The sequence below is a fragment of the Sphingobium sp. TKS genome, assembly GCF_001563265.1.
Lineage (GTDB): Bacteria > Pseudomonadota > Alphaproteobacteria > Sphingomonadales > Sphingomonadaceae > Sphingobium.
Genome location: NZ_CP005083.1, coordinates 2,920,007 through 2,946,733, shown reverse-complemented (window position 1 = coordinate 2,946,733; position 26,727 = coordinate 2,920,007). Strand labels below are relative to the sequence as shown.

The 26,727-nt window shown below is 63.8% G+C and carries 23 protein-coding genes; 1 reads left to right on the top strand and 22 read right to left on the bottom strand.

Features of this window, described 5'->3' with window-relative positions; genetic code table 11:
- Window positions 1-96: 96 nt before the first annotated feature.
- From K426_RS14640 to K426_RS14630, 3 genes are all read right to left on the bottom strand, one after another.
- On the bottom strand, window positions 97-1,167 hold the full coding sequence (locus K426_RS14640) for a tartrate dehydrogenase (protein WP_066558512.1): 1,071 nt from the start codon (window positions 1,165-1,167) through the stop codon (window positions 97-99).
- A gap of 100 nt (window positions 1,168-1,267) precedes the next feature.
- Window positions 1,268-2,731 carry an NAD-dependent succinate-semialdehyde dehydrogenase gene (locus K426_RS14635; RefSeq protein ID WP_066558510.1) on the bottom strand — a complete coding sequence of 488 codons (1,464 nt, stop codon included), beginning with the start codon at window positions 2,729-2,731 and terminating at the stop codon, window positions 1,268-1,270.
- On the bottom strand, window positions 2,728-3,600 hold the full coding sequence (locus K426_RS14630; RefSeq protein WP_066558508.1) for a GNAT family N-acetyltransferase: 873 nt from the start codon (window positions 3,598-3,600) through the stop codon (window positions 2,728-2,730). The genes K426_RS14635 and K426_RS14630 overlap by 4 nt, the downstream gene beginning before the upstream one ends.
- Window positions 3,601-3,800: 200 nt before the next feature.
- Here K426_RS14630 and K426_RS14625 point away from each other — a divergent pair, with 200 nt between their 5' ends.
- Window positions 3,801-5,273 carry an aldehyde dehydrogenase family protein gene (locus K426_RS14625; protein ID WP_237229810.1) on the top strand — a complete coding sequence of 491 codons (1,473 nt, stop codon included), beginning with the start codon at window positions 3,801-3,803 and terminating at the stop codon, window positions 5,271-5,273.
- Window positions 5,274-5,397: 124 nt separating this feature from the next.
- On the opposite strand, the gene K426_RS14620 is transcribed toward K426_RS14625, so the two are convergent.
- The 19 genes from K426_RS14620 to K426_RS14530 all read right to left on the bottom strand — a co-directional run bounded on the left by K426_RS14620 (window position 5,398) and on the right by K426_RS14530 (window position 26,609).
- Window positions 5,398-6,339 carry an IS110 family transposase gene (locus tag K426_RS14620; RefSeq protein ID WP_066554315.1) on the bottom strand — a complete coding sequence of 314 codons (942 nt, stop codon included), beginning with the start codon at window positions 6,337-6,339 and terminating at the stop codon, window positions 5,398-5,400.
- Between the two features lie 317 nt (window positions 6,340-6,656).
- Window positions 6,657-7,787: an NAD(P)/FAD-dependent oxidoreductase gene (locus K426_RS14615; protein ID WP_066558505.1), complete on the bottom strand. Its 1,131-nt coding sequence runs from the start codon at window positions 7,785-7,787 to the stop codon at window positions 6,657-6,659.
- Window positions 7,787-9,157, bottom strand: a complete 1,371-nt coding sequence (locus K426_RS14610) for an FAD/NAD(P)-dependent oxidoreductase (RefSeq protein ID WP_066558501.1) — start codon at window positions 9,155-9,157, stop codon at window positions 7,787-7,789. Before K426_RS14610 ends, K426_RS14615 begins: the two co-directional genes overlap by 1 nt.
- Window positions 9,139-9,447 carry a (2Fe-2S)-binding protein gene (locus K426_RS14605; protein ID WP_066558500.1) on the bottom strand — a complete coding sequence of 103 codons (309 nt, stop codon included), beginning with the start codon at window positions 9,445-9,447 and terminating at the stop codon, window positions 9,139-9,141. The genes K426_RS14610 and K426_RS14605 overlap by 19 nt, the downstream gene beginning before the upstream one ends.
- Entirely contained in the window at window positions 9,444-11,276 is a 1,833-nt protein-coding gene (locus tag K426_RS14600; protein WP_066558492.1) for an ABC transporter ATP-binding protein, read from the bottom strand. Before K426_RS14600 ends, K426_RS14605 begins: the two co-directional genes overlap by 4 nt.
- A complete protein-coding gene (locus K426_RS14595) occupies window positions 11,273-12,094 on the bottom strand; it encodes an ABC transporter permease (protein WP_066558490.1) in 822 nt (273 codons plus the stop codon). The genes K426_RS14600 and K426_RS14595 overlap by 4 nt, the downstream gene beginning before the upstream one ends.
- On the bottom strand, window positions 12,091-13,083 hold the full coding sequence (locus K426_RS14590) for an ABC transporter permease (RefSeq protein WP_066558488.1): 993 nt from the start codon (window positions 13,081-13,083) through the stop codon (window positions 12,091-12,093). The genes K426_RS14595 and K426_RS14590 overlap by 4 nt, the downstream gene beginning before the upstream one ends.
- On the bottom strand, window positions 13,083-14,612 hold the full coding sequence (locus tag K426_RS14585; RefSeq protein WP_066558482.1) for an ABC transporter substrate-binding protein: 1,530 nt from the start codon (window positions 14,610-14,612) through the stop codon (window positions 13,083-13,085). The genes K426_RS14590 and K426_RS14585 overlap by 1 nt, the downstream gene beginning before the upstream one ends.
- Window positions 14,612-15,895 (bottom strand): NAD(P)/FAD-dependent oxidoreductase, encoded by a 1,284-nt coding sequence (locus K426_RS14580; protein ID WP_066558476.1) that lies wholly within the window; start codon window positions 15,893-15,895, stop codon window positions 14,612-14,614. Before K426_RS14580 ends, K426_RS14585 begins: the two co-directional genes overlap by 1 nt.
- Before the next feature lie 8 nt (window positions 15,896-15,903).
- Entirely contained in the window at window positions 15,904-16,572 is a 669-nt protein-coding gene (locus tag K426_RS14575) for a haloacid dehalogenase type II (protein ID WP_066558472.1), read from the bottom strand.
- A gap of 283 nt (window positions 16,573-16,855) precedes the next feature.
- Window positions 16,856-17,782, bottom strand: coding sequence for a 2-hydroxyacid dehydrogenase (locus K426_RS14570; RefSeq protein WP_066558470.1), 927 nt, complete (start codon window positions 17,780-17,782; stop codon window positions 16,856-16,858).
- Entirely contained in the window at window positions 17,779-18,828 is a 1,050-nt protein-coding gene (locus K426_RS14565) for a PepSY-associated TM helix domain-containing protein (protein ID WP_066558468.1), read from the bottom strand. The genes K426_RS14570 and K426_RS14565 overlap by 4 nt, the downstream gene beginning before the upstream one ends.
- A gap of 99 nt (window positions 18,829-18,927) precedes the next feature.
- The gene (locus tag K426_RS14560; RefSeq protein ID WP_066558464.1) at window positions 18,928-21,069 is read right to left on the bottom strand and encodes a TonB-dependent siderophore receptor; all 2,142 of its coding nucleotides are present in this window, start codon (window positions 21,067-21,069) and stop codon (window positions 18,928-18,930) included.
- A 337-nt stretch (window positions 21,070-21,406) separates the two neighbouring features.
- Window positions 21,407-22,618: a DUF1624 domain-containing protein gene (locus K426_RS14555; RefSeq protein ID WP_082748601.1), complete on the bottom strand. Its 1,212-nt coding sequence runs from the start codon at window positions 22,616-22,618 to the stop codon at window positions 21,407-21,409.
- 28 nt (window positions 22,619-22,646) lie between these two features.
- Complete coding sequence (locus tag K426_RS14550) at window positions 22,647-23,255, bottom strand: hypothetical protein (RefSeq protein ID WP_066558459.1); 609 nt, start codon at window positions 23,253-23,255, stop codon at window positions 22,647-22,649.
- A gap of 1 nt (window position 23,256) precedes the next feature.
- Complete coding sequence (locus K426_RS14545; protein ID WP_066558455.1) at window positions 23,257-23,946, bottom strand: HupE/UreJ family protein; 690 nt, start codon at window positions 23,944-23,946, stop codon at window positions 23,257-23,259.
- Between the two features lie 46 nt (window positions 23,947-23,992).
- Window positions 23,993-25,357: a transposase gene (locus K426_RS14540; protein WP_013039168.1), complete on the bottom strand. Its 1,365-nt coding sequence runs from the start codon at window positions 25,355-25,357 to the stop codon at window positions 23,993-23,995.
- A gap of 97 nt (window positions 25,358-25,454) precedes the next feature.
- Complete coding sequence (locus K426_RS14535) at window positions 25,455-25,835, bottom strand: hypothetical protein (protein ID WP_066558453.1); 381 nt, start codon at window positions 25,833-25,835, stop codon at window positions 25,455-25,457.
- Window positions 25,836-25,865: 30 nt separating this feature from the next.
- Window positions 25,866-26,609: a DUF4198 domain-containing protein gene (locus K426_RS14530; RefSeq protein ID WP_066558451.1), complete on the bottom strand. Its 744-nt coding sequence runs from the start codon at window positions 26,607-26,609 to the stop codon at window positions 25,866-25,868.
- Between the last annotated feature and the right edge of the window lie 118 nt (window positions 26,610-26,727).

Below are 26,727 nucleotides of genomic sequence, written 5' to 3'. Positions count from 1 at the left end.
CCCGCGGTCGGATGCGCCAATTTGCAGAGGTGGATGGGAGGGACGCGGTTTTTTGAGGAAGCGGCGCAGCATTTTCTGCTGCGCCGCTTTAAGGCTTCAGGAAAGGGCGTCAGCAATCGCCTTGCCGCACTCGATGGTGTTGGCCTTGCCCTTGAGGTCGCCGGTCCGCAGCCCCGGTTCCGCCAGCACAGTCTCCACCGCGCGCATGATCCCGGCGGCGGCTTCGGCTTCGCCCAGATGCTCCAGCATCATCGCCGCCGACCAGATCTGGCCGACCGGATTGGCTAACCCCAAGCCCGCAATATCCGGCGCGGAACCGTGCACCGGCTCGAACAGCGAGGGCGCGGTCCGATCCGGGTTGATATTGCCCGAAGGCGCAACCCCAATGGTGCCAGTGCAGGCCGGGCCAAGGTCCGACAAAATATCCCCGAACAGGTTGGACGCCACCACCACATCGAAGCGGTCCGGGTTCAGCACGAACTGCGCCGTCAATATGTCGATATGATATTTGTCATGGGTGACGGTCGGATAATTTTTCGCCATCTCTTCCACCCGCTCGTCCCACCAGGGCATGGTGATGGCGATGCCGTTGGACTTGGTGGCGGAGGTGACATGCTTGCGCTCCCGCGTCGCCGCCAGTTCGAAGGCGTAGCGCAGCACGCGGTCGGTGCCGTGGCGGGTCATCACCGTTTCCTGGATCACGACTTCGCGATCCGTGCCGGGGAACATCTTGCCGCCGACCGAGCTATATTCGCCTTCCGTATTCTCGCGTACGACCCAGAAGTCGATATCGCCCGGCTCACGGCCCACGAGCGGGCAGGGGACGCCGGGCATCAGCCGCACCGGGCGCAGGTTCACATATTGATCATATTCGCGCCGGAACTGGAGCAGCGATCCCCAGAGCGAGACATGATCCGGCACAGTATCGGGCCAGCCGACCGCGCCGAAGAAGATCGCATCGGGACTGCCGATCTGCGCCTTCCAATCGTCCGGCATCATCTGGCCATGCTTGGCGTAATAGTCGCAGCAGGCGAAATCATGCCACTTCTGATCGATGGTGAAGCCATAGAGGCTGGCTGCGCGTTCAAGGACGCGGATGCCCTCCGGCATGACTTCCTTGCCGATGCCGTCGCCGGGGATGACGGAGATGCTGTATTTGCGTGTCATGGCGATCTTTCCTGCGTCTGAGAAATGCGGATGAACCGCGTCAGGAAGGCGAAACCCTGACCCGTGCATGCAGGATCTGGGGTTTCGCGCCTCCTATGTGTCAGAGCTTCAGGCCCCCGATATGGAACGCCTTGGTCTCCAGATATTCCTCGATCCCTGCATGCGCGCCTTCGCGGCCCAGACCCGATTGCTTGATGCCGCCGAAGGGCGCCATTTCCATCGCGATCCCACCGGTGTTGAGCACCACCATGCCCGCCTCCAGCCGTTCGCCCACGCGGAAGGCGCGGTGGAGGTTTTCGGTGTAGAAATAGCTGGCAAGGCCGAAGCTGGTGTCGTTGGCGAGGGCAATGCCCTCTTCCTCGTCGTCGAAGCGGAACAGCGGGGCGACGGGGCCGAACGTTTCCTCGCGTGCCAGCCGCATGTCGCGGGTGGCGCCGGTCAGGATGACGGGCGTGGCGAAGCGTTCGCCACTTGCGCCCTGGGGCGCGCGGGCGAAGATCGTCGCTCCATGAGCCAGTGCATCCTCGACATGCGCCTCGACCTTTTCGGCCGCGGCCCGGTTGATCAGCGGTCCGATGGTGCTGCCGTCCTGATCGCCCGGCGCAACCTTCAGCGCGGAGACGGCCTTGGCGAGCTTTTCGGCAAAAGCTTCGTACACGCCGTCCTGCACCAGGATGCGGTTCGCGCAGACGCAGGTCTGCCCGGCGTTGCGGAACTTGCTCGCCATGGTCGCCGCGACCGCGAGGTCAAGGTCGGCATCGTCGAACACGATCAGCGGCGCATTGCCACCCAGCTCCAGGCTCAGGCGCTTGATGGTGTCGGCACTCTGCCGCATCAGCAATGCGCCGACCGCCGTCGATCCGGTGAAGGACAGTTTGCGCACGGTCTCGCTGCCGGTCAGTATCTTGCCGATCGGGGCGGCCTGGCCGGTGACGATGTTGATCACGCCCTTGGGGAATCCCGCTTCCTCGGCCAGCTTGATCAGCGCCAGTGCGGTGAAGGGCGTCAGCTCCGAAGGCTTCACCACCACCGGGCATCCCGCCGCCAACGCCGGTGCGCATTTGCGGGTGATCATCGCCGCCGGGAAGTTCCAGGGGGTGATCGCCGCCGACACGCCGACCGGCTCCTTCATCACCAGGATGCGGCGATTGGCTTCCGGCGCGGGGATGATGCTGCCATCGATGCGGCGGCCTTCCTCGGCGAACCATTTGATGAAGCTTGCCGCATAGCGGATTTCGCCCTCCGCCTCGGCCGTGGGCTTGCCCTGTTCGGCGGTCATGATCCGGCCGAGATCGGCCAAATTATCCATCACCAGCGCATGCCAGCGCTCCAGCACCGCCGCCCGTTCGCCGGCAGTTTTCGCGCGCCACGCAGGCCATGCCGCATGCGCCGCATCGACGGCAGCCTGCGTATCCGCCTCGCCGCAATCGGGAACTGTGCCGATGATCGCGCCCGTCGCCGGGTTGTCGACATCCAGCGTCGCGCCAGTCTGTGCACCGACCCATTCGCCCCCGATGAAGGCGCGTTCGATCAGCAGCGAGGGGTTGTTGAGCGAGAGTGTCATCCGAGAGCCTGTGTCGTGAGGGAGAAGGTCTTGACCGGGGCGTTGGCATCGATGGGCTTGCCGCGCACCATGCGCATGACGCGGCCGACGCAGGGCAGGCCCAGCTCATCGAGCCAGCCGCCCAATCCGCTTTCCTCCGGCACGTCGAGCCGGCAGAACATGCCGCTGTTCGATCCCAGCCAATGCGAGATCAGCGCTTTTGCCCCGCCCGTGTCGGGCGCGACGGTCGGTCCGACCACATAGCCCCGCCCGAAGCGGCGGAAAAGGGCGAAGCCGACCGGCTCATTGCTGCGCGTCAGCACCACTCCCTGCGCACCGGGGACCAGCGCGTCCAGCAGCGCGTCGCGGTTCATGCCGGTCGCCTGCCGGGCGAGATCGCGCAGCACATCCATGTCCTTGCTTCCGAGTGGACGGACGCGCTCGTCGGGGATGAGTTCGGCCATCGGGACCGCGAAGGCCGCGCCTTGATGCTGGAACACCGGCCCGACCGGTTCGAAACCGAGCTTGCGGTAGAGCGGCGCGCCTTCGTCGGTGGCGTTCAGCATCACCGTGCGATCGCCTAGATCGTGCAGCACCGCATCCATCAGACGGCGGCCGATCCCCAGGCCTTGCGCCTTGGGCGAGACGATCACCATGCCCAGAGTCGCGGCGTCATCGCCATAGAGCCAGGCCATGGCGGTGCCGATCACTTCCCGTTGGTTGTTCGGGCCGTCCCGCTCCGCCACATAGCCGAAGCCGAGCTGGAACAGCATCTCCCAATCCTCGATCCGGTGCGGCCATTTCTGTTCGTGGGAAAGGTCGTGGGCGGCGGCCAGATCCTCTGCGGTCATGCGCCGCAGGTCCACCATCGCCTCTATGCCTGTCGCCATGCGTCTTGCTCCTTGGCGGGAAGGGAAACCGCCTTTGGTCATGAATCAGTGATCCGGACATTAGGGGACGCTGCCAAGCATTGGCTGCCGCCTTCGCGTTTTTTTTGGAAGAATATCGCGCAGTCTTTCCGGCGCAACTGCAACAAATGCCGCCGCGCTACCCTATTTTACTGCGCAGGCGCGTAGCAGGAGATTATGCCGTGGACGGTTTCAACCCCGATCTCATCAGTCTGGCCAAGGCCAACAACTTCATCGGCGGCCGCCGGGTCGAAGGGCGGGGCCAGGCGATCACGGTACGGCGGCCTTCGGATGGGCGGGTTCAGGCGGAACTGGATAGCGTGGACGCAGGGCAGTTGGCCGAGGCAGTGGAAAATGCGCAGGTCGCTTACAAGAAAAGCGGCTGGGCGCAGACCGACCCGCGGGGCCGGATGAAAGTGCTGCGGTGCTGGGCCGATCTGATCGAGGCGGATGCGGCCAATCTGGCGCCGCTGGAAGCGCTGGGTTCGACCCGTACGATCAACGAGATCAACGCCTGGGACTTGAGCTATACCGCCGAAACGATCCGTTTCTTCGCGGAATGGACGGACAAGGTCGGCGGCGAAGTGGCGGCTACGACGCCGGACAAGCTGGGGCTGACCATCACGGAACCCTATGGCGTGGTGGCGGCGATAAGCCCATGGAACCTGCCGCTGGTGATGGCGGGCTGGAAGATCGCGCCGGCCATTGCGGCGGGGAACAGCGTCGTCCTGAAGCCTTCGGAGATGACGCCGTTCAGCATCGTGCGCCTGGCGGAACTGGCGATCGAGGCTGGTCTGCCCGCAGGCGTGTTCAATGTCGTGCAGGGCGATGGGCGCTCGGTGGGCGATCCGCTGGTGCGGCGGCCGGAAGTTGCGAAGGTGACTTTTACCGGATCCACCCGGACGGGGGCTGCGATCATGGCGGCCTGCGCGGAAACCGGACCCAAGCCGGTCACGCTGGAACTGGGCGGGAAAAGCCCGCAGATCGTCTTTGCCGATGCCGGGCTGGATAAGGCTGCGGCTATTGTGGCGCGGGCGATCACGCTCAATGCCGGGCAAGTCTGCGTGGCTGGTTCGCGGCTGCTGGTGCAGGAAAAGGTGGCGGATCAGGTGATCGACCGGGTGGTCGCTGCCTTCAACGCACATAAGGCGGGGCCGACCTGGCGCACGGATACGACTTTGGGGCCGATCATTTCCGAAGGGCAGCTCGACCGGATGGACGGCATCGTCAAGCGCGCCATATCCGAGGGGGCCGAAGTGCTGGTCGGTGGTGGACGGGCGACTGCGCCGCAGGAGGGCAGCTATTTCGCGCCGACGCTGCTTGGGCGTGTCGACCAGAAGAGCGAAGCCGTGCAGGGCGAGATTTTCGGGCCGGTGCTGACGGTCCAGACCTTTGCCGATGAGGAAGAGGCTTATGCGCTGGCGAATGACAGCGATTATGGGCTGGCGGCGGGCGTGCATACCGGCGATGTGGCACGGGCGCTCAGGGCCACGCGGTCGCTGGAGGCCGGGACGGTGTGGGTCAACCGCTATGGACGGAGCAATGACTTCATCCTGCCGACTGGTGGGTATAAGCAGTCGGGGATCGGCAAGGATCTGGGGCGGGAAGCCTATATGGCGAACCTCAAGACCAAGACGGCCTTGATCGAGTTCTGATTTTCCTCGTCATTCCCGCGAAGGCGGGAATCCATCTCCCAGCCTATCCTTTGGACGTGAGGTCAAGAGATGGATCCCCGCCTTCGCGGGGATGACGGAGTAAGTATTAGAGTATCCGTGATGGTCAAGCGAGTGATTTGCGCCAGATGCGATCTGCCTTGAGCAGGGCATTTGCGGTGACGATGAGCTTTCTCATGACGGCAGTGATGGCGAGTTTTGGTGGTTTTCCGCCGGCGATGAGTTGTCGATATTTTGCCTTGAGATTGGGGTTGAAGCGGGCAGCGACGAGGGCAGGCATATAGAGGGCTTTGCGGACGTTTGCGCGGCCGCCTCGAATGAAGCTCTTGCCTTTCCACTGGCCGGACTGTCTGGCGACAGGAGCGAGACCGGCGAGTGATGCGGCCTGTTTGTTATCAAGGCTGCCGAGTTCGGGCATGATGGCGATGAGTTGATTGGCGGTCAGCGTTCCGAGGCCATCGATGCTGGTGAGGATGTTATGGCGGCGGACCAGAGCCGGATCAGCAGCGATGATCTGGGCGATTTCAGCATCGAGTGCTTCGATATGGCGTGCGATCTGGTCGAGGCGCTGCCTGCACTGGCGCTTCAGGAAAGGAATGGTGAGTTTCTGATCTCGGTTCTTGAGTGCAGTACGATCCCGAACTAGTCCGTCGCGGGCATTGATGAGTTCGGCCAGCAGCACCTGATTTGCACATGGCGCTGGCCTGATGGGAGGTTGCACGGTGGCTGCCATGCGGGCCAGCAGGGCGGCATCGATGCGGTCGGTCTTGGCGAGGGTGCCGGTGGCCTGAGCAAAGCGCCTGGCTCGTTCGGGATTGAGCCTGACGCAGGGTATGTGAGCGAGCGCCTGTTCTATTGCACGATGGTAAGTTCCCGTTGCTTCATAGGCGATTTGCGCGACTGTCCATTGTTCGAGCCATGCGATCAGCGCCTTGTGGCCCTTGGTGGTATTGGGGAACTGCCGGGCAGCTGAGGCAGGGTGGGCATGGCAATCGAGTGTTGCTTTGGAGATGTCGATGCCAAGGGTTTGTGGTAGATCATTGCTCATCTTTTCCGTGTCCCATGCTTGTCATCCGGGCCACAAAGCCCCGGTATCCGTTCGGGCCTGAAGGAAAAGAAAGGGGCGATCCAACTCTAACCCGGTCCCTGATCGACCGGCATCGATGCGCGATCCGTCCCCTTCCACCCGTTCCGGGGTGGCCACCCCGGAACGGGCATCTCATCCTGACCCAAACGGACAACAATGTCATAAGACAAGCATCGAGCGCAAAAGTGGGAACCGGCTTTGCGCAAAAAACGATGCGACAACAAAGAACTAGAGCGCGAGCCCTGCGTCTGATTTAGCGCAGCGCGCTCTAGAGAGGCTTATTCCGCGAAACGCCCAATCTGATACGGCTCCATCGGAATATCCGTCCCACCCTTGGCAATGATTTCCGCCATCGTCTCGCCCACGCCCGGCCCGATCTGGAAGCCTGCACCCGAAAAGCCGAAGGCATAATAAAGCCCGCTGGTCGTGGCGCTCGGCCCCATGACCGGCTGGCTGTCGGGCATATAGCCCTCGATCCCCGACCATACGCGGATGATGTTGAGCTTGCCGAGCGCAGGCGCCAGTCGTCGGATCTGCTTCAACTGGCTCAGCGTATTCTGCGGCAAAACATAGCTGCGATAGTCGTCCGGATAGGACGGTCCCCGCGTACTCCCGCCCAGCACGATATTGCCGCGTGCGACTTGCCGGAAATAGACGGTTTCCTCCTCCAGTGGCGTCATGACGCCGACAGCGGGGTGGATCGCATAGGGCACCGGTTCGGTGACGCTCATATTCGGCCCTTTGGGAACGATGGGCACCGGCTCGCCAAATTGCGAGGACAGCGCATTGCCCCAGGCGCCCGCCGTGATCAGCAATATCGGTGCGCGGAATTTGCGGCCATCCTCGGCGCTGACGAGGAAATCCTCACCCACCTTCTGCGCGTCCACGATCTTCGTATTCTCGTGGATCGCAGCACCCATCCGTTGTGCCGCCCGCGCAAAGGCAGGCGCGGCGAGGCGGGGGTTGGCATGCCCATCCATCGCGGAATAGGAACCCGCCAGCACATCGGCCCCGAAAAAGGGAAATTTCGCCCGCAGCGCGTTGCCTGTCAGTAGTTCGAGGTCCAGCCCCTCAAGCCGCGCCTTGTCGGCATAATCCTCCATCGCGCCGACCAGTTCGGGCCGGTCGCGATAGCAGACGCGGATATGCCCCGACTGGAGATATTCCACATCCGCGCCCAGCAATTCCCGCGACTTGCGCCAGATGGCGATGGCGCGATTGGCGAGCGGAAGTTGATGCAGCGCACGCCCCTGCCGCCGAACATTGCCGAAATTGGTGCCGCTCGCCTGCCGCCCGATCAGGTCGGTTTCCAGCAGCGTGACCGACAGCCCATGGCCGCGCAGGAACAGGGCGGCGGAGCTGCCCATGAGGCCGCCGCCCACGATGATGACGTCGCTTGCCCCGCTCATTATTCTTCTCCGATGGCGATGGGCAGGGGTTTGACCGGCGCTTGCCCGCGCAGACGGCCGACCTGCTCGACCGGGATATTGGCCTCGGCGGCGATGAGTTCCGCCGCCGCGAGGCCGCAATAGCGCCCCTGACAGCGCCCCATGCCCACGCGGCTGAAGGCTTTGGCGCGATTGGCTTCTATCGCGCCGGTTTCGCGCATCACCGCACGCAAATCGCCCGCGCTGACGGCCTCGCAGCGGCAGACAATCGCCTCGTCGGGCAGGGCCGCCGCCTGATTGGCGGGCCAGGGAAAAGCCTTGGCCAGCCCCCGCGCAAACTTCGCATAGCCCGCCACATCTCGCCGCAGCGCCGTCATCTCGCCGCGGTCCACCGCCAAGCCGAGATCGGAGAGCGCGGCCAGGGCGGCCAGCTTCCCGCTCGCCTCCGCCGAACGCGCGCCGAGGATTTTCGCGCCGTCGCCCGCCAGATAGACGCCCGCCATGCTGGCTCGCCCATCCTGGTCGCGCTTGGGAAGCCACTGATGCGTCCCCGCGTCGAAGGCGAATTCGCAGCGCGCCAGATCGGCCAGTTGGGTTTCGGGACGGAGGTGGTAGCCGACCGCCACCGCATCGCAGGCAATCGTCCTTTCCTCACCCGAAGCAGTGCGGAAGCGGACGCCGTTCACGCCGCTGTCCGCATCGCCCATGATCTCTACGGGGGTGATCTGGTGGAGCACGGGAACGCCCGCTTTGCCGAGCTTGCGCGTGAGCTGGATGCCGTTCCACAGCACCGAAGGCATGGCGAGAAGGTCGGGCAGCGCCTTGATCCGGGCGCCCGCCGGCGAGGTGTCGAGGACGGCAGCGACCTTCGCCCCGGCCTCCACATATTGCGCGGCGACGAGATAAAGCAGCGGCCCGGACCCCATGAACACCACTTCATGCCCGATCGACACGGCCTGCGACTTGAGCGCCACCTGCGATCCGCCAAGGCTGTAGGTGCCCGCCAAATTCCAGCCCTTGACCGGCATCAGCCGATCCGTCGCGCCGGTGCAAAGGATTAGCGCATCATAGGGCAGCGTGTCCTGAACATGGCCGCAAGCCGTCCAGACCTGGCGGTCGGCAATGTTCCACACCAATGTTTCCGGCCGATAGTCGATCTGCCCCTTCAGCGCATCGAAACTGTCGTGCAGCGCCTTCGCCCGCCCGGCCTCGGTGCCGTAGAGCTTCTCATAGGGCCGCGTGAAATTATCCGGCTGACGGCGGTAGATCTGCCCGCCAGCGCGCCGCGCCTCGTCGATGACGATGGGGCGCAGGCCCGCCTTCACCACCGCTTCCGCCGCCCGCACGCCGGATGGCCCTGCGCCGACGATGATTATGCGTGGTTCGGCCATGTCGCCTCCGGCTGGCTGGTGAGGATGCGCTGGCCCGCAGCCGCGAGCGTGGAGCAGGCGCGCAGGCGGTCACCGCCCTCCGTCCACACCCAGCAATCCTGACAGGCGCCCATCAGGCAGAAGCCTGCGCGGCGGCCATCTCCGAACTCCGACTGGCGCAGCGTGCCGCCGCTGCTGAGCAGCGCGACCATCAGCGTGTCGCCCTCCAGCGCCGTCACCGACTGGCCGTCGACATGCAGCGTGACCGGAGGACGATCGGTTTCCCCCAGACGAACGAAGCGCCCGCTCATGCGGCGACGCCCTGGACTTGCGTCAAAGTTTCTTCTCCATGGTGGCATAGGATGCCGTTGCCCTTGGACAGCTTGTGGCGCGGCGGTGGCGTGACGTTGCACAGCCCGTCGATCCGCGCCGGGCAGCGGGGCAGGAAACGGCAGAGGTCAGGTTCATCGGCTGATGCGCCGATCGGGGGAAGCGAACGGCCTGCGCCGCTTTCCTCCAGCCAGCCGGCGCGCATTTCCGGGACGGAGCCGATCAGCAGGTCGGTATAGGGGTGGAAGGGTGCGGCACGGAACGCCTCCCGCTTGCCCATGTCCACCATCGTGCCCGAATAGAGGACGAGTATGTCGTCGCATATGGCGCGCACGGTCGAGATGTCGTGGCTGATGAACATATAGGCGACGCCCAGTTCCTTGCGCAGTTCCGCCATCAGGTCGAGGATCGCCGCGCCCACAACCGTATCGAGCGCCGACGTCACCTCGTCGCAAAGGATCAGTTCGGGGTCGGCGGCCAAGGCGCGGGCGAGGTTGATGCGCTGCTTCTGCCCGCCGGACAGTTCGCCGCAGCGCCGGTCGATCACCGAGGCGGGCAGGCGGATGAGGTCGAGCAGTTCCAGCACCCGAAGCCGCGCCGCATTCCCTTTCAGGCCATGATAGAAGGTCAGCGGGCGGGACAGGATATTGCCCACCGAATGGGCCGGGTTGAGCGCGGTGTCGGCATTCTGGAACACCAACTGGATGCGCCGGAACTGGTCGCGGCTGCGGCCTTTGAGGCCCGGCGGCAAAGGCTCGCCGTTCAGCAGAACCTCGCCCTGCGCGGGGGGCAGCAGGCCCGCGATGACGCGTGCCATGGTGGACTTGCCCGATCCGGATTCTCCGATCACGCCCAGAGTGGCGCCGCGCTCCATGCGCAAGTTGATGTCGCGCAATACCGGAATGCGCGGGCGGCCATCCTTGCCGATCTTGCCATAGCCCGCCGTCAGCCCACGGATTTCGAGCAAGGGCGCGGCGGGTAGGTCGGCTTGGCTGGGCGCCGGGCGCACGGCGGGCCGGGCTGCGGCCATCAGCGTCTTGGTATAGTCGTCGGCGGGACGGTGCAGTATCTGATCCGCCGCGCCTTTTTCCCGGATACGGCCCTGGTTCAGCACCACTATCTGATCCGCCATCTGCGCGACCACAGCCAGATCGTGCGACACATAGATGGCCGTCGCGCCGCGCTCCAGCACCACCGCCTTGAAGGCGCGCAGCACCTCGATCTGGGTGGTGACGTCGAGCGCGGTGGTCGGCTCGTCGAGGATCACCAGCTCAGGATCGGTGACGAGCGCCATCGCCGCCATCAGCCGCTGCAATTGCCCGCCCGAAAGCTGGTGCGGATAGCGCGAGCCGATGGTGTCGGGGAAGGGCAAAGCCAACGCACGAAACAGCTCGATCGCCTTCTTCTGAGCCTCCGCGCGCGACATGAGATTGTGGATCAGCGCCGGTTCGATCACCTGATCCATGATCGTGCGAGAGGGGTTAAAGGCAGAGGCGGCCGACTGCGCGATATAGGCGATGCGGTTGCCGCGCAGGGCGGCAAGGCCTCTGGCGTCGAGCGAGAGGATTTCGGACTCGCCCACGCGGATGCTGCCGCCAGCGATCTTCGCGCCGGGCCGGGCGTGCCCGAGCATGGTCAACGCTATGGTCGTCTTGCCCGAGCCGGATTCTCCGATCAGCGCCAGCACTTCGCCCCGCTTCAGGGCAAAGTCGATCTCGCTGACGATGGGGAAGACTTCGCCCGCCGCATTGCGGGCGGTGACGCGCAGGCTCCTGACCTCGACATGGGCTTCTTCGACATGAGCGGTCATGCGCGCTTCCCCTTCAGCCCGTCGATCAGCAGGTTGACGCTGACGGTCAGCGTCGCGATCGCAATGGCGGGCACTAATATGGCGGGGGCGCCTTCGCCAAGGCCCGAGATATTCTCACGCACCAGCGAACCCAGGTCCGCATCCGGCGGCTGCACGCCAAGGCCCAGGAACGACAGGCCCGATAGCAGCAGCACGATGAACACGAAGCGCAGCCCGAAATCCGCGAGCAGCGGGTGGATCATGTTCGGCAATATTTCCTTCCACGCGAGGTGAAAGCGCCCTTCGCCTCGGGCGCGGGCGACCTGCACATAGTCCATCTGCACGAGGTTCACCGCCAGCGCTCTGGCGATGCGGTAATTGCCCGGCACATAGGTCACAGCCGCGATCAGCAGCAGCAGCCCCAGCGAGGAGCCGAACGCCGCCACCAGAACCAGCGAGAAGATCTTGGACGGGATCGAGATCAGCGTGTCCATGAAGCGCGACAGCGGCTCGTCCACCTTCGGCCCGCCCACGGCTGCGGTGAGGGCCAGCGCCGTGCCGGTCGCGCTCGCCAGCATCGCGGCGGCGGCGGCAAGGCCCACCGTATAGCGCGCTCCCGACAGCAGGCGGCTCAGCACGTCGCGGCCGAGATAGTCGCTGCCCAGCCAATGCTGTGCCGACATCCCGTCGAACACGTCATAGGCGACGAAAGCGCCGACCGGATAGGGCGCGAGAATCGGCCCGAAGACCGCGACGGCCAGCCAGAAGAGGACGAAGATCAGCCCGATCTTGGCGGACAGCGGAAGGGCTTTGGCCCAGCGGAGGGAGGAAGCGGTCATTGGGCTCGCAGCCTGGGGTTGGCGAGGATGGCGGTGACGTCCGCGATCAGCATGAGGATGAGATAGGCCGCGCAGAAGATCATCGCGCAGGCCTGCAGCAGCGGCATGTCGCGGCTGGTGACGGCGTTCACCATCAGGCTTGCGAGGCCGGGATAGTTGAAGATGGTCTCGACGATGATCGCGCCGCCCAACAGGTAGGAAAGGCTGAGCGCCATCGCATTGACGATCGGCGCGACCGCGTTGGGCATGATGTGCCTGAGCACGACCCGGACCGGAGCCACGCCCTTCAGCACCGCCATTTCGACGTAAGGCCGGTCCATCTGGTCGATCACGGCGGCGCGGGTCATGCGGGCCATCTGGGCGATGACGACGATGCTTAAGGCAAGGATCGGCATCGCCGCGCCGCGCAGATAATCGCCCCAACTCATATCGTCCGCGACCAGGGCGATGGAGGGCAGCCAGCGCAGCTTCACCGAGAAGATCAGAACCGCCAGCGTCGCCACCAGAAATTCCGGCACCGCGACCATGGAGAGGGTTGAGATATTGAGCGCCCTGTCGAGCTTGCCGCCCCGGTTCATCGCGGAACCGATGCCGATGGAAAGCGCCACCGGCACCGCGACCAAGGCGCTGAGCGCCGCCAGCAGCAGGCTGTTAGGCAGGCGGCTGGAGATGACTTCGGATACGGGCAGATTGGCGACCAGCGACTGGCCGGGATCGCCGCTCACCATGCCGCTTAGCCAGCTTACATAGCGTTCATGCGCGGGCCGATCGAGGCCCATGTCATGGCGCAGCGCGGCGACCTGCTCAGCGGTGGCGCTTTGGCCCAGCGCCTCCTGCGCGGCGTCGCCGGGGAGGAGTTGCGCGATGGTGAAGACCACCAGCGACACCAGGAGCAATGTCAGGAGCGACGAGGCAAAGCGCTTGCCAATCAGCGCAAGCGCCGCCTTCGCGCCGGAAGAGGAGGATGGAGATGAAGAATTGGGCGCCATCAGCCTTCCCACCACACATGTTCGGCAAATTGATAGCCCATCAGGCCGCCTGTCGACATGGATTGCAGTCCCTTCAAACGCCGGTCGTAACCGTCGATCAGACTGATGAAGACCGGGATGGCGACGCCGCAGCGATCATGCACCAGCCCCTGCATTTCGCCGTAAAGCTGCTTGCGGCGGGCCTGATCCGCTTCGCCCCGCGCTTCGATGAGCAGCCTGTCGAAATGCGGGTTCTTCCAGCCGGACTCGTTCCAGTCCGCGTCGGACTTGTAGAAGAGGCTGAAGACGAGGTCGGCGGTCGGGCGCGGGTTGGTGTTGCCGAAGGTCAGCGGGTGCTTCATCCAGTGGGTCGACCAGTATCCGTCGGCCGGCACCCGGTTGACCGCCAGGTTCAGCCCGACGCGCGAGCCATATTCCTGCATGATCGACGCCATGTCGACCGATCCGTCCGCCGCCGGGGAGGCATAGACGGGCAACCGCACGCCGCTGAGCCCGGCGCGCTGAAGGTGCCATTTCGCCTTGTCGAGATCGAGCGATGTCTGCGGCAGGTCGGCGCGATAATAGGGATGGAAGGGCGGGATTGGATGGTCGTTGGCGATGGTCGCATAGTCGCGATAAAGCGCCCGCTTGATGAGAGGCCGGTCGACCAGATATTTCATCGCCGCGACGAAATGGGGATTGTTCGTCGGCGCGCTGTCCTGCCGCATGATGAGGTTGGTGTAGAGGCCGGACTTGCTTTCCAGCAGCGCATGGCGGCTGGAGGCGCGGACACGCTTGGTCGATCGTGGATTGACCGCGATGATGAGGTGCACGTCGCCCGACAGCAGCGCATTGACCCGGCTGACCTCGTCGGGGATGCCGATCAGTTCGATCTCTTCCAGATAGGGCTTGCCGTTGCGCCAGTAATTCGGGTTGCGCCGGGCGAGCGTGCGCACGCCGGGGCGGAACTGGGCGCAGCGATAGGGGCCGGTGCCGTTGGCGCTGTGGAAATCCTTCGTCCCTGCGCGCAGGATCAGGAAATGCGACTGGGCGAGGATGGTCGGCAAGTCGGCATTGGGGCCGGTCAGGCGGATCGTCAGGTCCAGCGGGCCGGTTGCTTTCACTTCCGCGAACTGCTCGGCAATGGTCGCCATTTTGGAGCCGGTCGCGGGATCCTTGTGCCGCTGGAGCGACCAGGCCACATCCTTCGCGCTCAACGTCGCGCCATCATGGAAGGTCACGCCCCGGCGCAGGCGGACATGCCAGTTTTGCTGGTCCTTGCTCTCGATCCGCTCGGCCAAAGCGGGGCGGGGGATCAGGTTGCGGTCGAGCTGGGTCAGCCCGTTATAGAACATATAGTGCCGCACATAGTCGGTCGACAGCGCGCCCTTGGCCGGATCGAGCGTGTCGGCGGTGGAGCTGGATAGGCTCGCCACGCGGATGCGCCCGCCGATGCGCGGCCGGGGCGCCGCGAGCGCGGTTTCGGGCAGCAGCAATCCTGCCCCCAGCGCGCCCAGCATGTTCCGCCGGGAAAAGGAGAAATCGTCCATCAATGGATCACGTCCTGCCATTTATACCACAGGCCGACGATCGGCAGGAACCAGGGCTTGCCGAAATGGCCGGGCACGCTCGGCCAGGCGAGGCCGTCCCACGGATTGGCGGAGGTTTCCCCACCCATCACCCGCGCCATCATCTGGCCCATATAGGTCGCCATCTGCACGCCATGGCCGCTATAGCCCATGGAATAGAAAAGCCCGTCCTGCTCGCCCGCGCGCGGCAGGCGGTCGGCGGTCAGGTCCACCATCCCGCCCCAGACATGATCGACGCCCACGCCCTTCAGCGCCGGGAAGATTTCAGCCATCGTCTGTTCGAGGATGTGCCCGCTTTTCAGGTCGGAGCGCGGATCGCTGATCGCAAAGCGGGCCCGCCCGCCGAAGATCAGCCGGTCGTCGGCGGTCAGGCGGAAATAATTGCCGATATTCTTGCTGGTCACATAGTTGCGCCGTCCGGGCAGCAGCCTGTCGATCAGCCCATTGTCGAGCGGTTTGGTCGCGATGATGAAGCTTCCCACCGACACGATCCGCCGCCGGAAGAAACCGAAGGGCGCGGCAGCAGGCGCACCCCCGGTCGCGACCAGCACCTGGGAGGCCGTGACCTGCCCTTTGGGCGTCGTTACCCGCCAGCCGCTCGCCAGCCGATCCAGTCCGGTGACTTCGGCATTTTCATAGATTTTCGCGCCCGTCCGCGCTGCCGCTTCCGCGAGGCCGACACCAAAGCGCGCCGGGTTGAGCTGTGCGCTGGTCGTCTGGATCAGCGCGCCGTGAAAGGCGTTCGATCCCACTTCCTCACGGATGCGCTCCGGCGGCACGAGGCGGACATTCTCATCCACCTCGCGGACAAGCAGGTCATGGGCGCGGACCAGCTTTTCATAATGTTTCTGCTTGGCGGCGAGCTTCACCCGGCCGCAGCGGTTGAAGGCGCAATCAATGCCTTCCTCCGCCACGATCCGCTCGACCATATCCACCGCGTCGCAATGGGCGCGATAATAGGCCTTGGCGACATCCTTGCCGAAACGGGCGGAGAGAGCGCCATAGTCGTGGGCCGTGCCGTTGTTGCACTGGCCCCCGTTGCGACCCGAAGCTTCCCCGACCACGCGCCCCGCCTCCAGCAGCACGACGCTCGCGCCGCGCTTGGCCAGCGCCAGCGCCGCCGAAAGCCCGGTAAAGCCGCCGCCGATAATGGCGACGTCGGCCTTGCCGTCGACGGACCCTTGCGCCCCGCCGGTGAAGGCGGGTGCGCTTGCGAGCCAGTAGGAGAGGGGGGATGCGCTCATCGCTGGGATCAGAGACCCACGACCGCCGGCAGAGCGCCGATATGCGGGATTTCGACGTCGCGATAGAAGGGGTTGGACGGCTCATGCCCGCGCCCCACGAACACGCGGCAGCCAAAGCGCAAGTCGGTCGCGGTATTCTGGTCGTAACGAAAGCTGGAGGAGACGTGCATCATCTCTTCGGGCTTCGCGCCGAGCTGGTCGAACATATATTCGAACGCCTGCATCCGGGGCTTGTAGGCCTGCGCCATCTGCGCGGTATACACGGCGTGGAAGGGCGCGCCCAGCATGGCGACATTGTGATGGATCTGGTCGTTCATCGCATTGGACAGGATGACGAGCGGAATCTTGTCCCCGATCTTGGAAAGGCCGCCCGGCACATCCTCATGCGGACCCCAGGTCGGCACGGCGTTATAGACTGCGTCGGCGTCGGCTTCCCGATATTCCACGCCCCATTTCTTGCAGGTGCGGCGAACGGAGTTGCGGATGACCTCCTGATAGGGCTTCCATGCGCCCAGCACTTCATCCAGCCGATAGGCGCCCCAGTCCTTGCAGAAGGCGGGCAGGTCTTCGGCGGCGACGCGATCGGCCATGAAGGCGGTCGCCATCTCGGTCATGCGGAAGCGGGTCAGCGTGCCGTAGCAGTCGAAGCTGATATATTTGGGACGGAAGTTGGGCATGGGTGGAACTCCCCTTGGTTGAGCATGGCCGGTGGGCCGTTTCGATGAAGCCATTACGACATGGGCTGTCCGGAACATGTCTCCGATTGGCTTGCGATGGGGCGCAGATTTGGACCTTTTATCACGATCTTTCGGCATAGTTTGCTGTCGGCCAATCGGGAGAGCGATCGGGTTGATGAAGGAGGGTTTTGAGCGGGGTGAACGATCAGGAAGCAGCAGATAATATCGCCATTCTTCTTCCTCCTTCGTCGCTCCCGCGAAGGCGGGAACGACGATAAGAGAGTTAGTAACCCCGATCTGGGCGGACTTCGCCGTCCATTGGCAGGCCAGCCTCAAACTTGCGGATATTGGCGATCAGCGCCCGTGCGGCAGTGTCGGCCCGAGTCATGCTGGCGATATGGGGCGTCAGCAGGATGCGGGGATGATCCCAAAACGGATGCTCCTGCGGCAGCGGCTCCGGCTCTGTCACATCCAGAATCGCAGCGGAAAGATGACCCTCATCGAGCAAGGACAGCAGATCATGCTCCACCAGATGCCCGCCGCGCCCGACATTGATAAGCACGGCGCCGCGCGGCAGTTTCGATAGAGTCTTCCGGCACAAAATGCCGCGCGTCTCCGCCGTCAGCGGCACCAGGCAGATAAGGATGTCGCAGTGCGCCAGAAACGTGTCCAACTCCGCCTCGCCCGCATGGCACGCGACGCCCTCAATCTCATGCCGAGTCCGGCTCCAGCCCGAAAGCGCGAAGCCGAAGGGGCGCACCGCCTTCAGCACCGCCTGGCCCAATTGCCCCAGCCCCATCACGCCCACCCGCCGCTCGGCGGCAGGCACCAGCTTGACCGGCGCCCAGCGATGCTCCCTTTGCGCCAGGCCATAGTCGATGAAGCCCCGATGCAATGTCAGCACTGCCCCGCAGGCATATTCGACCATGCCCTCAACGATCCCCGGCTCGATCATCCGCACCAGCCGGACATAGGGCGGCAGCTTGCTCATGTCGAACTGGTCGATCCCGGCGCCGACCGAGAACAGCGCTTGCAGGCTCGTCAACCGCTCCAGCAATTCACGCGACGGATCCCAGGCCGCAAGATAGCGGATCGCCGCAGGATCGTTCATTTCTTCCGGCGTCACAAAGGCGATGTCCGGCGCTTCGGCAGCGAAGATTTCCCGCCAGATGCGCCCGCGTTCGGGATCGGATGTATAGAGCAAGGTCATGCCATCTGCTTTCTTGCGGCGGACCGGCGGCGCATGGCCTGAGCCTGCCACCACATCAGCGGTCCGGAAAGGGTAAGGGTGAGCAGCGCCAGCGCGACCAGCATCAACACCATCGGGCCGGTCATGCCGAGACTGTTGCCCGTGTGCAGCGGCAGCACCGTCATCCAGAGCGCACCATTCTTCTCCGCCCGCGTCGCGCTGACGATATGCGGATCGGTCAGCGTCACGATGGCGCGATGCACGGCGCGGGGGTTGCGCTCGGGCGCGTGGAAATTGGCGACCAGCCGCTCATCGGTCAGGCGGAAATCGCGCAAGGCACTGTCGGGAAAAGCGCTCTGCGCCAGCGTCAACGCCCGGTCGATCGCGGGGGCGCTCGCAGCGGGCCGCTGAAGGGCGGGGGCGTCCGCGCCGATCAGTTCCGGCACCACCAGCAACAAGCCCGTCACCGCCATGAAGCCCAGCAGGACGGACATCAGCACCCCTACCGTCCGATGCAACTGCCGCAGCACCAGCCGGAAGGCCATATTCCAGCGGACCGAGAGCTGCTTCGAGATAGGCCCCTTTTTGGGCCACCAATAGGCCAGGCCTGTCCCCGCCATCGCCAACAGGGCCAGCGCATTGAGCAGCACGACCGCCATTCCGGCCTTGCCCGCCATCAGCCGGTAATGGAGTTGAAGCGCGGCTTCGACCGGAAAGGCCCAGACTGACCCCTTGCGCAGTACGCCGCCGCCCGCCGGATCGACCGACGCATAGCGCGTCGCTCCGCGTGCATCGGTCAGTTCCGCAAGGTAAGTCGCTCCCTCGACATCGGGCGCGAAGAGGCGCGCGACGGCAAAGCCGGGCAATGCCCGCTCCGCCCTGGCCACCGCTGTCCCGGCCGAAATATCGGGCGCCGTGCCATGGCTGACCAGCCCCGCCGGATCGATCCAGCGCGCCACCGGCCCGCGATAGAGCAGCAGCATTCCGGTCGTCGCCTGCACAAGCAGGAACGCGGCCATGGCAAGGCCGATATATTTGTGAAGGCGAAGCCATCGCGCCCGGTTCATGGTCTTTTCCTAACATGGAAAGACCGCCGGCGACCCTTCAGGCTTGGAGGGCAGGTCGCCGGCGGCCAATCGGAACCAAAGGTTCCGAATGTCAGCAGATCAGAAATCGAACGTCGCGCGGACCGTGAAGGAGCGCGGCGCACCCGGCTGGACCCACAGCGCCGCATAGGAGCTGGCGTAATATTTCTTGTCGAACAGGTTGTTGACGTCGGCTGACAGCTTGATCTGGTCGGTGATGTTGAACGAACCTATGACCTTCACCAGCGTATAGCTGGGCAGGAAGAAGGTCGTCGCCGTCTCGCCCAGCCGCCGCCCGACATAATTCACGCCCGCGCCCAGCATCGCTTCATGATTGCCGATCGAGAAATTCTTGAACAACAGGGCATTGGCCTGATGCTTGGGAATGTTGATCAGCGGATCGCCCTTGCGGATCGGCTGCGAGAAGTTGGGGTCGAGCGCGTTGGTCGCCCAGCCCGCATCGGTATAGGCATAGGTCAGGAACAGCTCGAACCCGGCGGGCAGCTTGGCATTGAGGTCGAATTCGACGCCCTTGCTCTCGGCCGAACCGACCGGCTTGGAGAAGCCCGCATTGACCGGATCAGTGGTCAGCACGTTGCTCTTCTTCATCTTGTAGAGCGAAATCGTGCTGGTGATCTTGCCGTCGGGCGTCACGAACTTGCCGCCGACTTCATAGGACTTGCTGATTTCCGGGTCGAAGGGGTTGCCGTCGAAACCGACGCCGCTGTTCGGGCGGAAACCCTTGCCATAGCTGGCATAGAGCGAAATGCTGCTCGTCGGCTCGAACACCAGACCGGCCATTGGGCTGAACTTGGTGTAGGACTTCTTCGGATTGGTGTTGTTCACCCGCAGATCGATATCCTGCGCGAAATCGTCATAGCGACCGCCGAAGCGAACCTTGAACTGTTCGGTGATCTCGACCTGGTCCTGGGCATAGATGCCCCAGGCCTTCTGGATCTCGGTCGAATTCTGGATCACCGTAGTCGGGGTCGGTGCAGGGATGTTATAGTTCGGATTGAAGATATTGATCGAATAGGACTGATCCGCAGCGCTCGGCCGATAGCGGGTCTGATAGGTGTCGATCTTGAACCGGTCCCAATCGCCGCCGATGCGGATATTGTGGACGATCGATCCCGTTTCGATCTTGCCGCTGATTTCACCACGGAACACCATATGGCTGGTGCTGTAGTCGCGATAGCGGCGCTGACGGGACAGGGTCATGCCATCATTGTCGAGCCGCTGGCGGCTGAGGACCAGTTCCGGATCGCTGGAAAAGCCCCGGAAGATCGTATCTTTGTAGCCTGCACCCAGCATCAGCGTCCAGTCGTCGCTGAAGTCATGCTGATATTGCGCCTGATGGCCCAGCACCTTGACCTTGGTCGGGCCGTCATTGGGGTTGCCCAGGAAACGCGAATTGGGGATGGCGCCCAGATTATAGGAGATGCTGCCATTGCTCTGCACGGTCGGGATTGCGACCACACCACGCTCGAACGGCACTTCCTGGTTCACATATTCCATTTCATAGGTGAACAGATCCTTGTCCGAGAATTTTGCAAGGAAGGACGGCGTCAGCACATATTTGCGGGTGTGGACCGTGTCGCGGAAGCTGTCGGCATCTTCTGCCGCGCCGTTCAGGCGCACCGCGAACATATCGTTGATCGGCAGGTTGAAATCGCCCTCGACCCGATAATTGTTCCAGCTGCCGCCCGCGATGCCGAAGCTGCCGAAGGTCTTTTCCAGCACCGGCTTCTTGGTGACGATGTTGATCGTGCCGCCCGGCTCGCCGCGCCCGAACAGCGCCGAGTTCGGACCCTTGAGCACTTCGATCCGCTCGACATTCGAAGCGTCACGCGGGCCGCCATAGCCACGGCCGCCGTTGAAGCCGTTCACCAGGAAGCCGCTCGGGAAATTCTCGTCCCCGGCAAAGCCGCGAATGGCGAAGCTGTCCCACAGGCCGCCGAAATTATTCTGCTTCGACACGCCGCTCGCCAGTTCCAGCGCGGTGTCGAGGCGGGTGATGTTGAGATCGTCGAGCAGCTTGCCTTCCAGGAACTGCACCGCCTGCGGGATTTCCTTGACCGGCGTGTCGCCAAAATATTGGCGCTTCATGGCGGTGACGACGATTTCTGTTGTTGCTGCCGTCTGGGCCTGAACGCCCGGTGCGAAGGCGATGGCGGCGGCGCTGGCAGTCAAGGCCAGACGAAAAGCCGAATTTTTGCGCATAATGCTTACCCCTATTAAAATCGCTGTTCCCATATGTCCTGCGAAACGGGGTGAGCCGGCCTTATCTTTTCTTTCTCTCCAGTCGGACATCTTTTGGGTCCTTTTCTCCGGGGCCGGTCACGGGGTGTTTTTTCACCTCTTGTTGAATGCAGGCTATGTCTGCATTGCAGAAATATTACGTCAAACTTGGCACTCCCCACAGTGAAAAATAGGGAAAAGGGGTCTTGGACGGCAGGATTCACCGGGCTGTTTTCCAGCGTCTTCGCACCCCCGAAATCCCAAGAAAAAGGCCGCCTTCCGGGTGGAAGGCGGCCAGGGAACCCGCAGGCACTCGGGATCAGAGATATTTAAGCCACCAGATGTCCTTGCGCCGCTGCTTGAGCTGCGCGAACCAGCGCGTGGGGAAGTAAAGCACCGGGATCAGGATGAAGACCCAGATCCACACCCAGCGCAGATGATCGACGCCGAACACCGTGTCCTTGGTCGGGCCGTAAAGGACCAGCGCGACATTGTAGATGACCTTCAGCGTGTAGAGGTGCAGGACGTAATAGAACATCGGCGCGCCGCCCAGCAGAGCGAGGTGCGGCATCGCCTTGCTGTCCTGCCAGGCTTCGAACGCCGCCAGCAGCAGGCAGCCTGTGCCGATCGTCGGCATCAGGAACAGCAGCGAGGGCGGATATTTGGTGAGCGCCAGGAAGCTCATCACCGTGCGCAGCGGCGTTTCCGCGATGAACCATGGCTTGTCGCCGTAGACGTTCAGGGTGCGGATCAGGACGAAACCGATGAGGAGGCCGAGGCCCAGCATGACCAGCCGCTTGATGCGCTTTTCCGGATCGCTGCCCTTGGCGAACCACGGCCCGCAGGCATAGCCGAGCAGGATCACGCCGATCCACGGCAGGACCGGATAGGTCGTCTTGAACAGGGTGCCGGCGATTTCGAACTTGTCGCGCTGGTGCAGCAGCGCCCAGGGGATGAAATAGGGGGAGTCCGCCGTCAGCCTGATGGGGTCGAGCAGATTGTGCAGGCAGACGATGGCCAGGCCCACGGCAAATTGTGCCGGTCGCGGCAGATGGAGCAGCGCGGCCAGCGCGATCATGCTGAGGCCGATCGCCCAGATCACCTGCAACCAGATTGCCGTCGGCGGGAAAGCGGGCGCCTGCGTCGGCCAGGCATAGCCGACGACCGTAAACTCCAGGAAAATCAGGAACAGGCCGCGCTTGAACAGGAATTCCGATACCTGCCCCTTGCTGTGCGACTGACCGTAGAGCCAGGCGGAAAGCCCGGTCAGCGCCACGAAGGTCGGCGCGCAGAAGGTCGAGAGCAGGCGGGTGAAGAACAGCCCCGGATCGGTCGTGTTGGCGTTCACCGGGTCCGTGACCTGCAAGTGCAGGAACCAGGTTTCACGCACATGGTCGACCAGCATGAACAGCATGACGAGACCCCGCAGCGCATCGATGGCGATCAGTCGCGTGCGCGCCTTGGCGGCGTCCATGGGGGAGGCGGAAGCCCGAAGGCTTATGGGGGGCGCTTGGCCCGCGATACTGCTCATGGCACCTGTCCTCTTATTCCTTATACGCTCACTCAGCCTTGGGCTGATAGAGATCCTTGTAGAAGCCGACCGTCTTGACGGTGACGGTCACGGGCGTTTCGCCCTTGTTGCGGAAATACCAGCCGTGGATGCCGCCGAAGGGGGCGGTGAAGTCGCCCTGACCGCCGCTGATCTCCAGCTCCTTCCAATAATCGGTGAAGGCGTCGTTGGCGGCGTTCAGCTCCTCGCCATGCATCTCCGCCTTGATCGGGCCGCTCGACTTCCATGTGAAGATGAAGCTGTCCCCCTTTTCCATATGCGCCTTCACCTCCTGACCGCTGTGCGGGGGCAGGCTGATGGTCATTTCATCCTGACGCCAGGGCGTGGACTTGGAGATGCTGGCCTTGCTGGGCGTGGGAATATCGCTCGCCGTGACGGGGGCGGGGGCGGCAGGCGCCGCTTGCGCCTTGCCCGCGACCATGCCGGTGAGGCCCAGTGCCGTGCCGACGCCGGTGGGATCGATGCCATATTCGGCGGGCAGCACGAACAGCGTCAGGATCGCGGCGGCGGCGATCACCGCGCCGCCGGTCGCCTTGGCGAGCGTGGAGGGGGAGGGCGAAATTTGGGCAGGAAGCGCGGAAATACTCTGCGTGTTCATGTCAGGCCCCTTGGGTGAAATAGCCGGCCAGCTGGTAGCCGATGAGGACGAAGCCGGCGGTCATCAGCGCGGCATTGGCGAGGATGGCGCTGCGGCGGAAACTGTCGCTCATGCGCCAGAGGTTCATCAGCAGCAGGATGATGGTCAGCGCCATGAACTGGCCCATTTCGACGCCGATGTTGAAGCTGATGAGGTTGGGGATCATCCCGTCCTTCGCCAGCGTCAGTTCCTGGAGCTTGGTGGCGAGGCCAAAGCCGTGGAAGAAGCCGAAGATCAGCACCGCCGCCTTGGGATTGGGCGAAAAGCCCAGCCAGGTACGGAAGCCGTCGAGATTGTCGATCGCCTTATAGACCACCGACAGGCCGATGATTGCGTCGATGATGAAGGGATTGGCGCGAATGTCGAAGATCACGCCCAGCAGCAGCGTCGTGCTGTGCCCGATGGCGAACAAAGTCACATAGGCGCCGACATCCTTCAGCCGGTAGAGGAAGAAGATGACCCCGGCGAGGAACAGCAGATGGTCGTATCCGGTGACCATATGCTTGGCACCGAGATACATATAGGGAATGATGTTGACGCCCGAGGCGCCTTCGATGAAGGCCTTGTCGTTTTCGTTGACGCCATGCGCCCAGAGCGTGGAACTCATGAGCGCCAACACCAGCCCCAGAGCCAGCAGCGCGACCCGCCGCATCGTGGGACTGAGAAGCGGGTTAACAGCGCGGTGACGAAGTCGGTTTTCAGCCGGGTCTGTCAGCGCCTTCAGGGGTAAAAACGATGAGGAGCATGGCCCTTTCTCCGTCGAACTCGGCGACGAGGGCGATGACGAGCGCAACATCGGTCTGAACTACGAACAAGAATGCCTTGGATGCGCCCCTGGCGCCCCTCGGAGTGCCGCAACCGAACAGGGCGCGCATGAGAATGCCAAGATTGAACCCGGCGACGTGGATCAAATAACGCTTGTGAACATTCTCGCGCCCGCGCAGCCACGCGCGGCGCATGCCGCCGCGATCCAGGACGTGGGCAAAGCTACGCTCGACCATCTCACCACGCTTGCGCATCGCCTTGCGTCCGACGGCGGATTTCAGGCGAGACCGATTGGCGTAGACGGCCTTCTGGGCAGCCTCGTCGCCGTGCCAGCGCAGATATCCATTCGGCGGTGCCGGCTCGGCGATGCGCGTCTTCCAGATGTCGCCGTCGAGACCCTTGAGGAGCTCGCGCGAATGATAGCCTTTATCGGTCACAAGATCGCAGGGATCCCCGGACGTCGGCGCCAGGCCAATGTCGGCGAGGTTGCGTGCTGCCGTCTCCAGCGTGGCGTCGAGCGTTGTCGTGTCGCCCTTGTCGGCCGGGTGGATCGGCGCTGCCACGATAACACCCGTGTCGAGATCGACCGCGTGTTCGGGCTTGTAGGCCAGACGCGTCGAGCCGTTCTTCATCCGCGCGACCTTCGCGTCGGGATCGGTCTTGCTCGCCCAGTCCGCATTCGACAGCTTCTTGCCCTTGCGTTTGCGATCGAGCCGGACAAGGTCGTCGATCGTCGGCGTGTCGATGCCGCTCTCTTGCGCCATGCGCACCAGCATCTCGCGGTAGGTCTCGCCATTGTCACGCCGCACGATGGTACGCAGCGCGGCGTTCGCCTCCATGGTCGAGCCATCGACGCCGATCCGCTCGCCTTTCACCAGATCGTGCCCGGCGACGAGGGCCAGTACCCAGCCGAAGATCTGGTCATGTACCTCGTGCGGCAGGCGGCTCCGCGTCTTCGACAACCAGCTATGATCAGGGACCTTGTCGCGGCTCGACAGTCGCAGGAACTCCCGCAGCGACAGCGAATCCGAACAGCGCCAGACAATCCCGCGTTCGCTGTCGATGCCCTCGAAATAGCCGATCAGCAGCATGCGGAAATAGCGGCCCGGCGGCAGCGACGGGGCTCCCATCCGCGGCGCATAATAGGGCTTGCACGTCTTCTCGACAAAGCCATCGAAGCCCGCCTCGGCCAGCAGCTTCTGGAGCTTGTCGTAGAAAACATGCCCCGGTGAACGCGGTATCTCCGCCCACGTCACGATCAAATCGGACTGGACCTCGCTATCACGCCCCATCGCCATCGCCGCTAACCCGCCAGACAATCCCACTGCCGCACTGAATCAGCCACCGCCGACTTCGTCAACGGCCTGTTAAGGGTCGCGCTGTGCATGGCCGTTCTTACTTCGTCTGGAAGGTGGCGAAGGTCTTGGCGCCGTTCTTGTCGATCAGCGCGACGACGATCTTCGCGCCCTTGGCCGCCTTGAAGCCCGGCGCGCTGAGCTTGTTGCCGCCTGCGGCCTTCAGCGCCGCTTCGGTCTTCTTGCCCGCCGCGGTCTGCGTCAGCTTGGCGGTGTAGCCGGCGGCCGGGATCGGCTCATCCTCTTCGCTGAGATACACGTCGACGCCCTTGGGGCCGGTGACCAGCTCGAACATGGTTTCGCCCGTCATCTGGACCATCCCGCCATGCTGCGGCTTCATGCTGCCATGGGCGTGGACGACCGCCGGGGCGGCGATCAGGGCGAGGGCGGCGATGCAGCTACGGAAAAGATCGATCTTCATGGGAAGTCTCCGTGAAAGGGGGAAGGGGGCTTATTCCGGCAGATGCGGCAGCACGAAGGACAGCGAGGCGCGATATTCCTCATGATCGACCTTCTTGTCGGTAGTCTGGCCGACATAGATCGCCATCAGCACGTTGATGCCCTGGTTGCGCAGCTTGATCGTCGCGGTGCCGTCCGGGCCGGTCTTGGCGGGCGCGGCTTCGTCGGGATCGTTCACATAATCCTGCATGACGGTCGCACCGGCGATCGGCTTGCCCTTGTAATAGACGCGCACCTTCATCGGCTCGCCCATCTTCTGCGGGATGGCGAGGTCGGCGGGCACCAGTTGGAGCGTGTGGCCTTCCAACAGCGGAACCGGCTTGGTCGGCACCTGGGTCAGATGCACGGCATATTTGAAATTATGTTCGGCCAGCGTGGCGTTGGGCACTTCGTCGCGGCCCTTATTATGCCATTCGCCGTCGGGCGTCTTGCTCCAATAGCCATAGTCCATGATCGCGGCGACGGCGGCGATCGGCTCGTCGCTGTCGACCACGGGGATCGCGCCCGCCGCCCGCAGCGAGGTGTTCACCGGCGCCCAGTCGCTGTCATAGCCGGTCACGGTCTTGACCAGCGGCAGGCGCTTCACCGCGTCCAGATCGTCCGCGCCCACGCCATAGATCAGCGCCAACTGCTTGGCGCGCTGCGCGAACCAGATGCCGTGCGCGCTCAGCGGCGCGGCGGCGGCAACGGCGACGCCCGCGATCAGGGTCACGCTCATCAGACGGGTGAATTTCATCGGGCAGGCCTCCAATAGGTCAAAATGTCCTCTTGAAGATGCAGGCTATGGCAGCTGCCAGCCGTTTGATGCCGAATTGCAGTTATGAGGAAGCAGAATATTTCAAATGAGTGACGCA

What these genes read in the sequence shown, in the direction of transcription:
- K426_RS14635 (WP_066558510.1), bottom strand. Translation starts at nt 2,731, where the DNA reads ATGACACTCTCGCTCAACAACCCCTCGCTGCTGATCGAACGCGCCTTC.
- K426_RS14585 (WP_066558482.1), bottom strand. Translation starts at nt 14,612, where the DNA reads ATGGACGATTTCTCCTTTTCCCGGCGGAACATGCTGGGCGCGCTGGGG.
- K426_RS14580 (WP_066558476.1), bottom strand. Translation starts at nt 15,895, where the DNA reads ATGAGCGCATCCCCCCTCTCCTACTGGCTCGCAAGCGCACCCGCCTTC.
- K426_RS14590 (WP_066558488.1), bottom strand. Translation starts at nt 13,083, where the DNA reads ATGGCGCCCAATTCTTCATCTCCATCCTCCTCTTCCGGCGCGAAGGCG.
- K426_RS14530 (WP_066558451.1), bottom strand. Translation starts at nt 26,609, where the DNA reads ATGAAATTCACCCGTCTGATGAGCGTGACCCTGATCGCGGGCGTCGCC.
- K426_RS14570 (WP_066558470.1), bottom strand. Translation starts at nt 17,782, where the DNA reads ATGACCTTGCTCTATACATCCGATCCCGAACGCGGGCGCATCTGGCGG.
- K426_RS14610 (WP_066558501.1), bottom strand. Translation starts at nt 9,157, where the DNA reads ATGGCCGAACCACGCATAATCATCGTCGGCGCAGGGCCATCCGGCGTG.
- K426_RS14630 (WP_066558508.1), bottom strand. Translation starts at nt 3,600, where the DNA reads ATGGCGACAGGCATAGAGGCGATGGTGGACCTGCGGCGCATGACCGCA.
- K426_RS14550 (WP_066558459.1), bottom strand. Translation starts at nt 23,255, where the DNA reads ATGAACACGCAGAGTATTTCCGCGCTTCCTGCCCAAATTTCGCCCTCC.
- K426_RS14545 (WP_066558455.1), bottom strand. Translation starts at nt 23,946, where the DNA reads ATGCGGCGGGTCGCGCTGCTGGCTCTGGGGCTGGTGTTGGCGCTCATG.
- K426_RS14575 (WP_066558472.1), bottom strand. Translation starts at nt 16,572, where the DNA reads ATGCCCAACTTCCGTCCCAAATATATCAGCTTCGACTGCTACGGCACG.
- K426_RS14615 (WP_066558505.1), bottom strand. Translation starts at nt 7,787, where the DNA reads ATGAGCGGGGCAAGCGACGTCATCATCGTGGGCGGCGGCCTCATGGGC.
- K426_RS14535 (WP_066558453.1), bottom strand. Translation starts at nt 25,835, where the DNA reads ATGAAGATCGATCTTTTCCGTAGCTGCATCGCCGCCCTCGCCCTGATC.
- K426_RS14565 (WP_066558468.1), bottom strand. Translation starts at nt 18,828, where the DNA reads ATGAACCGGGCGCGATGGCTTCGCCTTCACAAATATATCGGCCTTGCC.
- K426_RS14540 (WP_013039168.1), bottom strand. Translation starts at nt 25,357, where the DNA reads ATGGCGATGGGGCGTGATAGCGAGGTCCAGTCCGATTTGATCGTGACG.
- K426_RS14595 (WP_066558490.1), bottom strand. Translation starts at nt 12,094, where the DNA reads ATGACCGCTTCCTCCCTCCGCTGGGCCAAAGCCCTTCCGCTGTCCGCC.
- K426_RS14560 (WP_066558464.1), bottom strand. Translation starts at nt 21,069, where the DNA reads ATGCGCAAAAATTCGGCTTTTCGTCTGGCCTTGACTGCCAGCGCCGCC.
- K426_RS14620 (WP_066554315.1), bottom strand. Translation starts at nt 6,339, where the DNA reads ATGAGCAATGATCTACCACAAACCCTTGGCATCGACATCTCCAAAGCA.
- K426_RS14640 (WP_066558512.1), bottom strand. Translation starts at nt 1,167, where the DNA reads ATGACACGCAAATACAGCATCTCCGTCATCCCCGGCGACGGCATCGGC.
- K426_RS14600 (WP_066558492.1), bottom strand. Translation starts at nt 11,276, where the DNA reads ATGACCGCTCATGTCGAAGAAGCCCATGTCGAGGTCAGGAGCCTGCGC.
- K426_RS14555 (WP_082748601.1), bottom strand. Translation starts at nt 22,618, where the DNA reads ATGAGCAGTATCGCGGGCCAAGCGCCCCCCATAAGCCTTCGGGCTTCC.
- K426_RS14605 (WP_066558500.1), bottom strand. Translation starts at nt 9,447, where the DNA reads ATGAGCGGGCGCTTCGTTCGTCTGGGGGAAACCGATCGTCCTCCGGTC.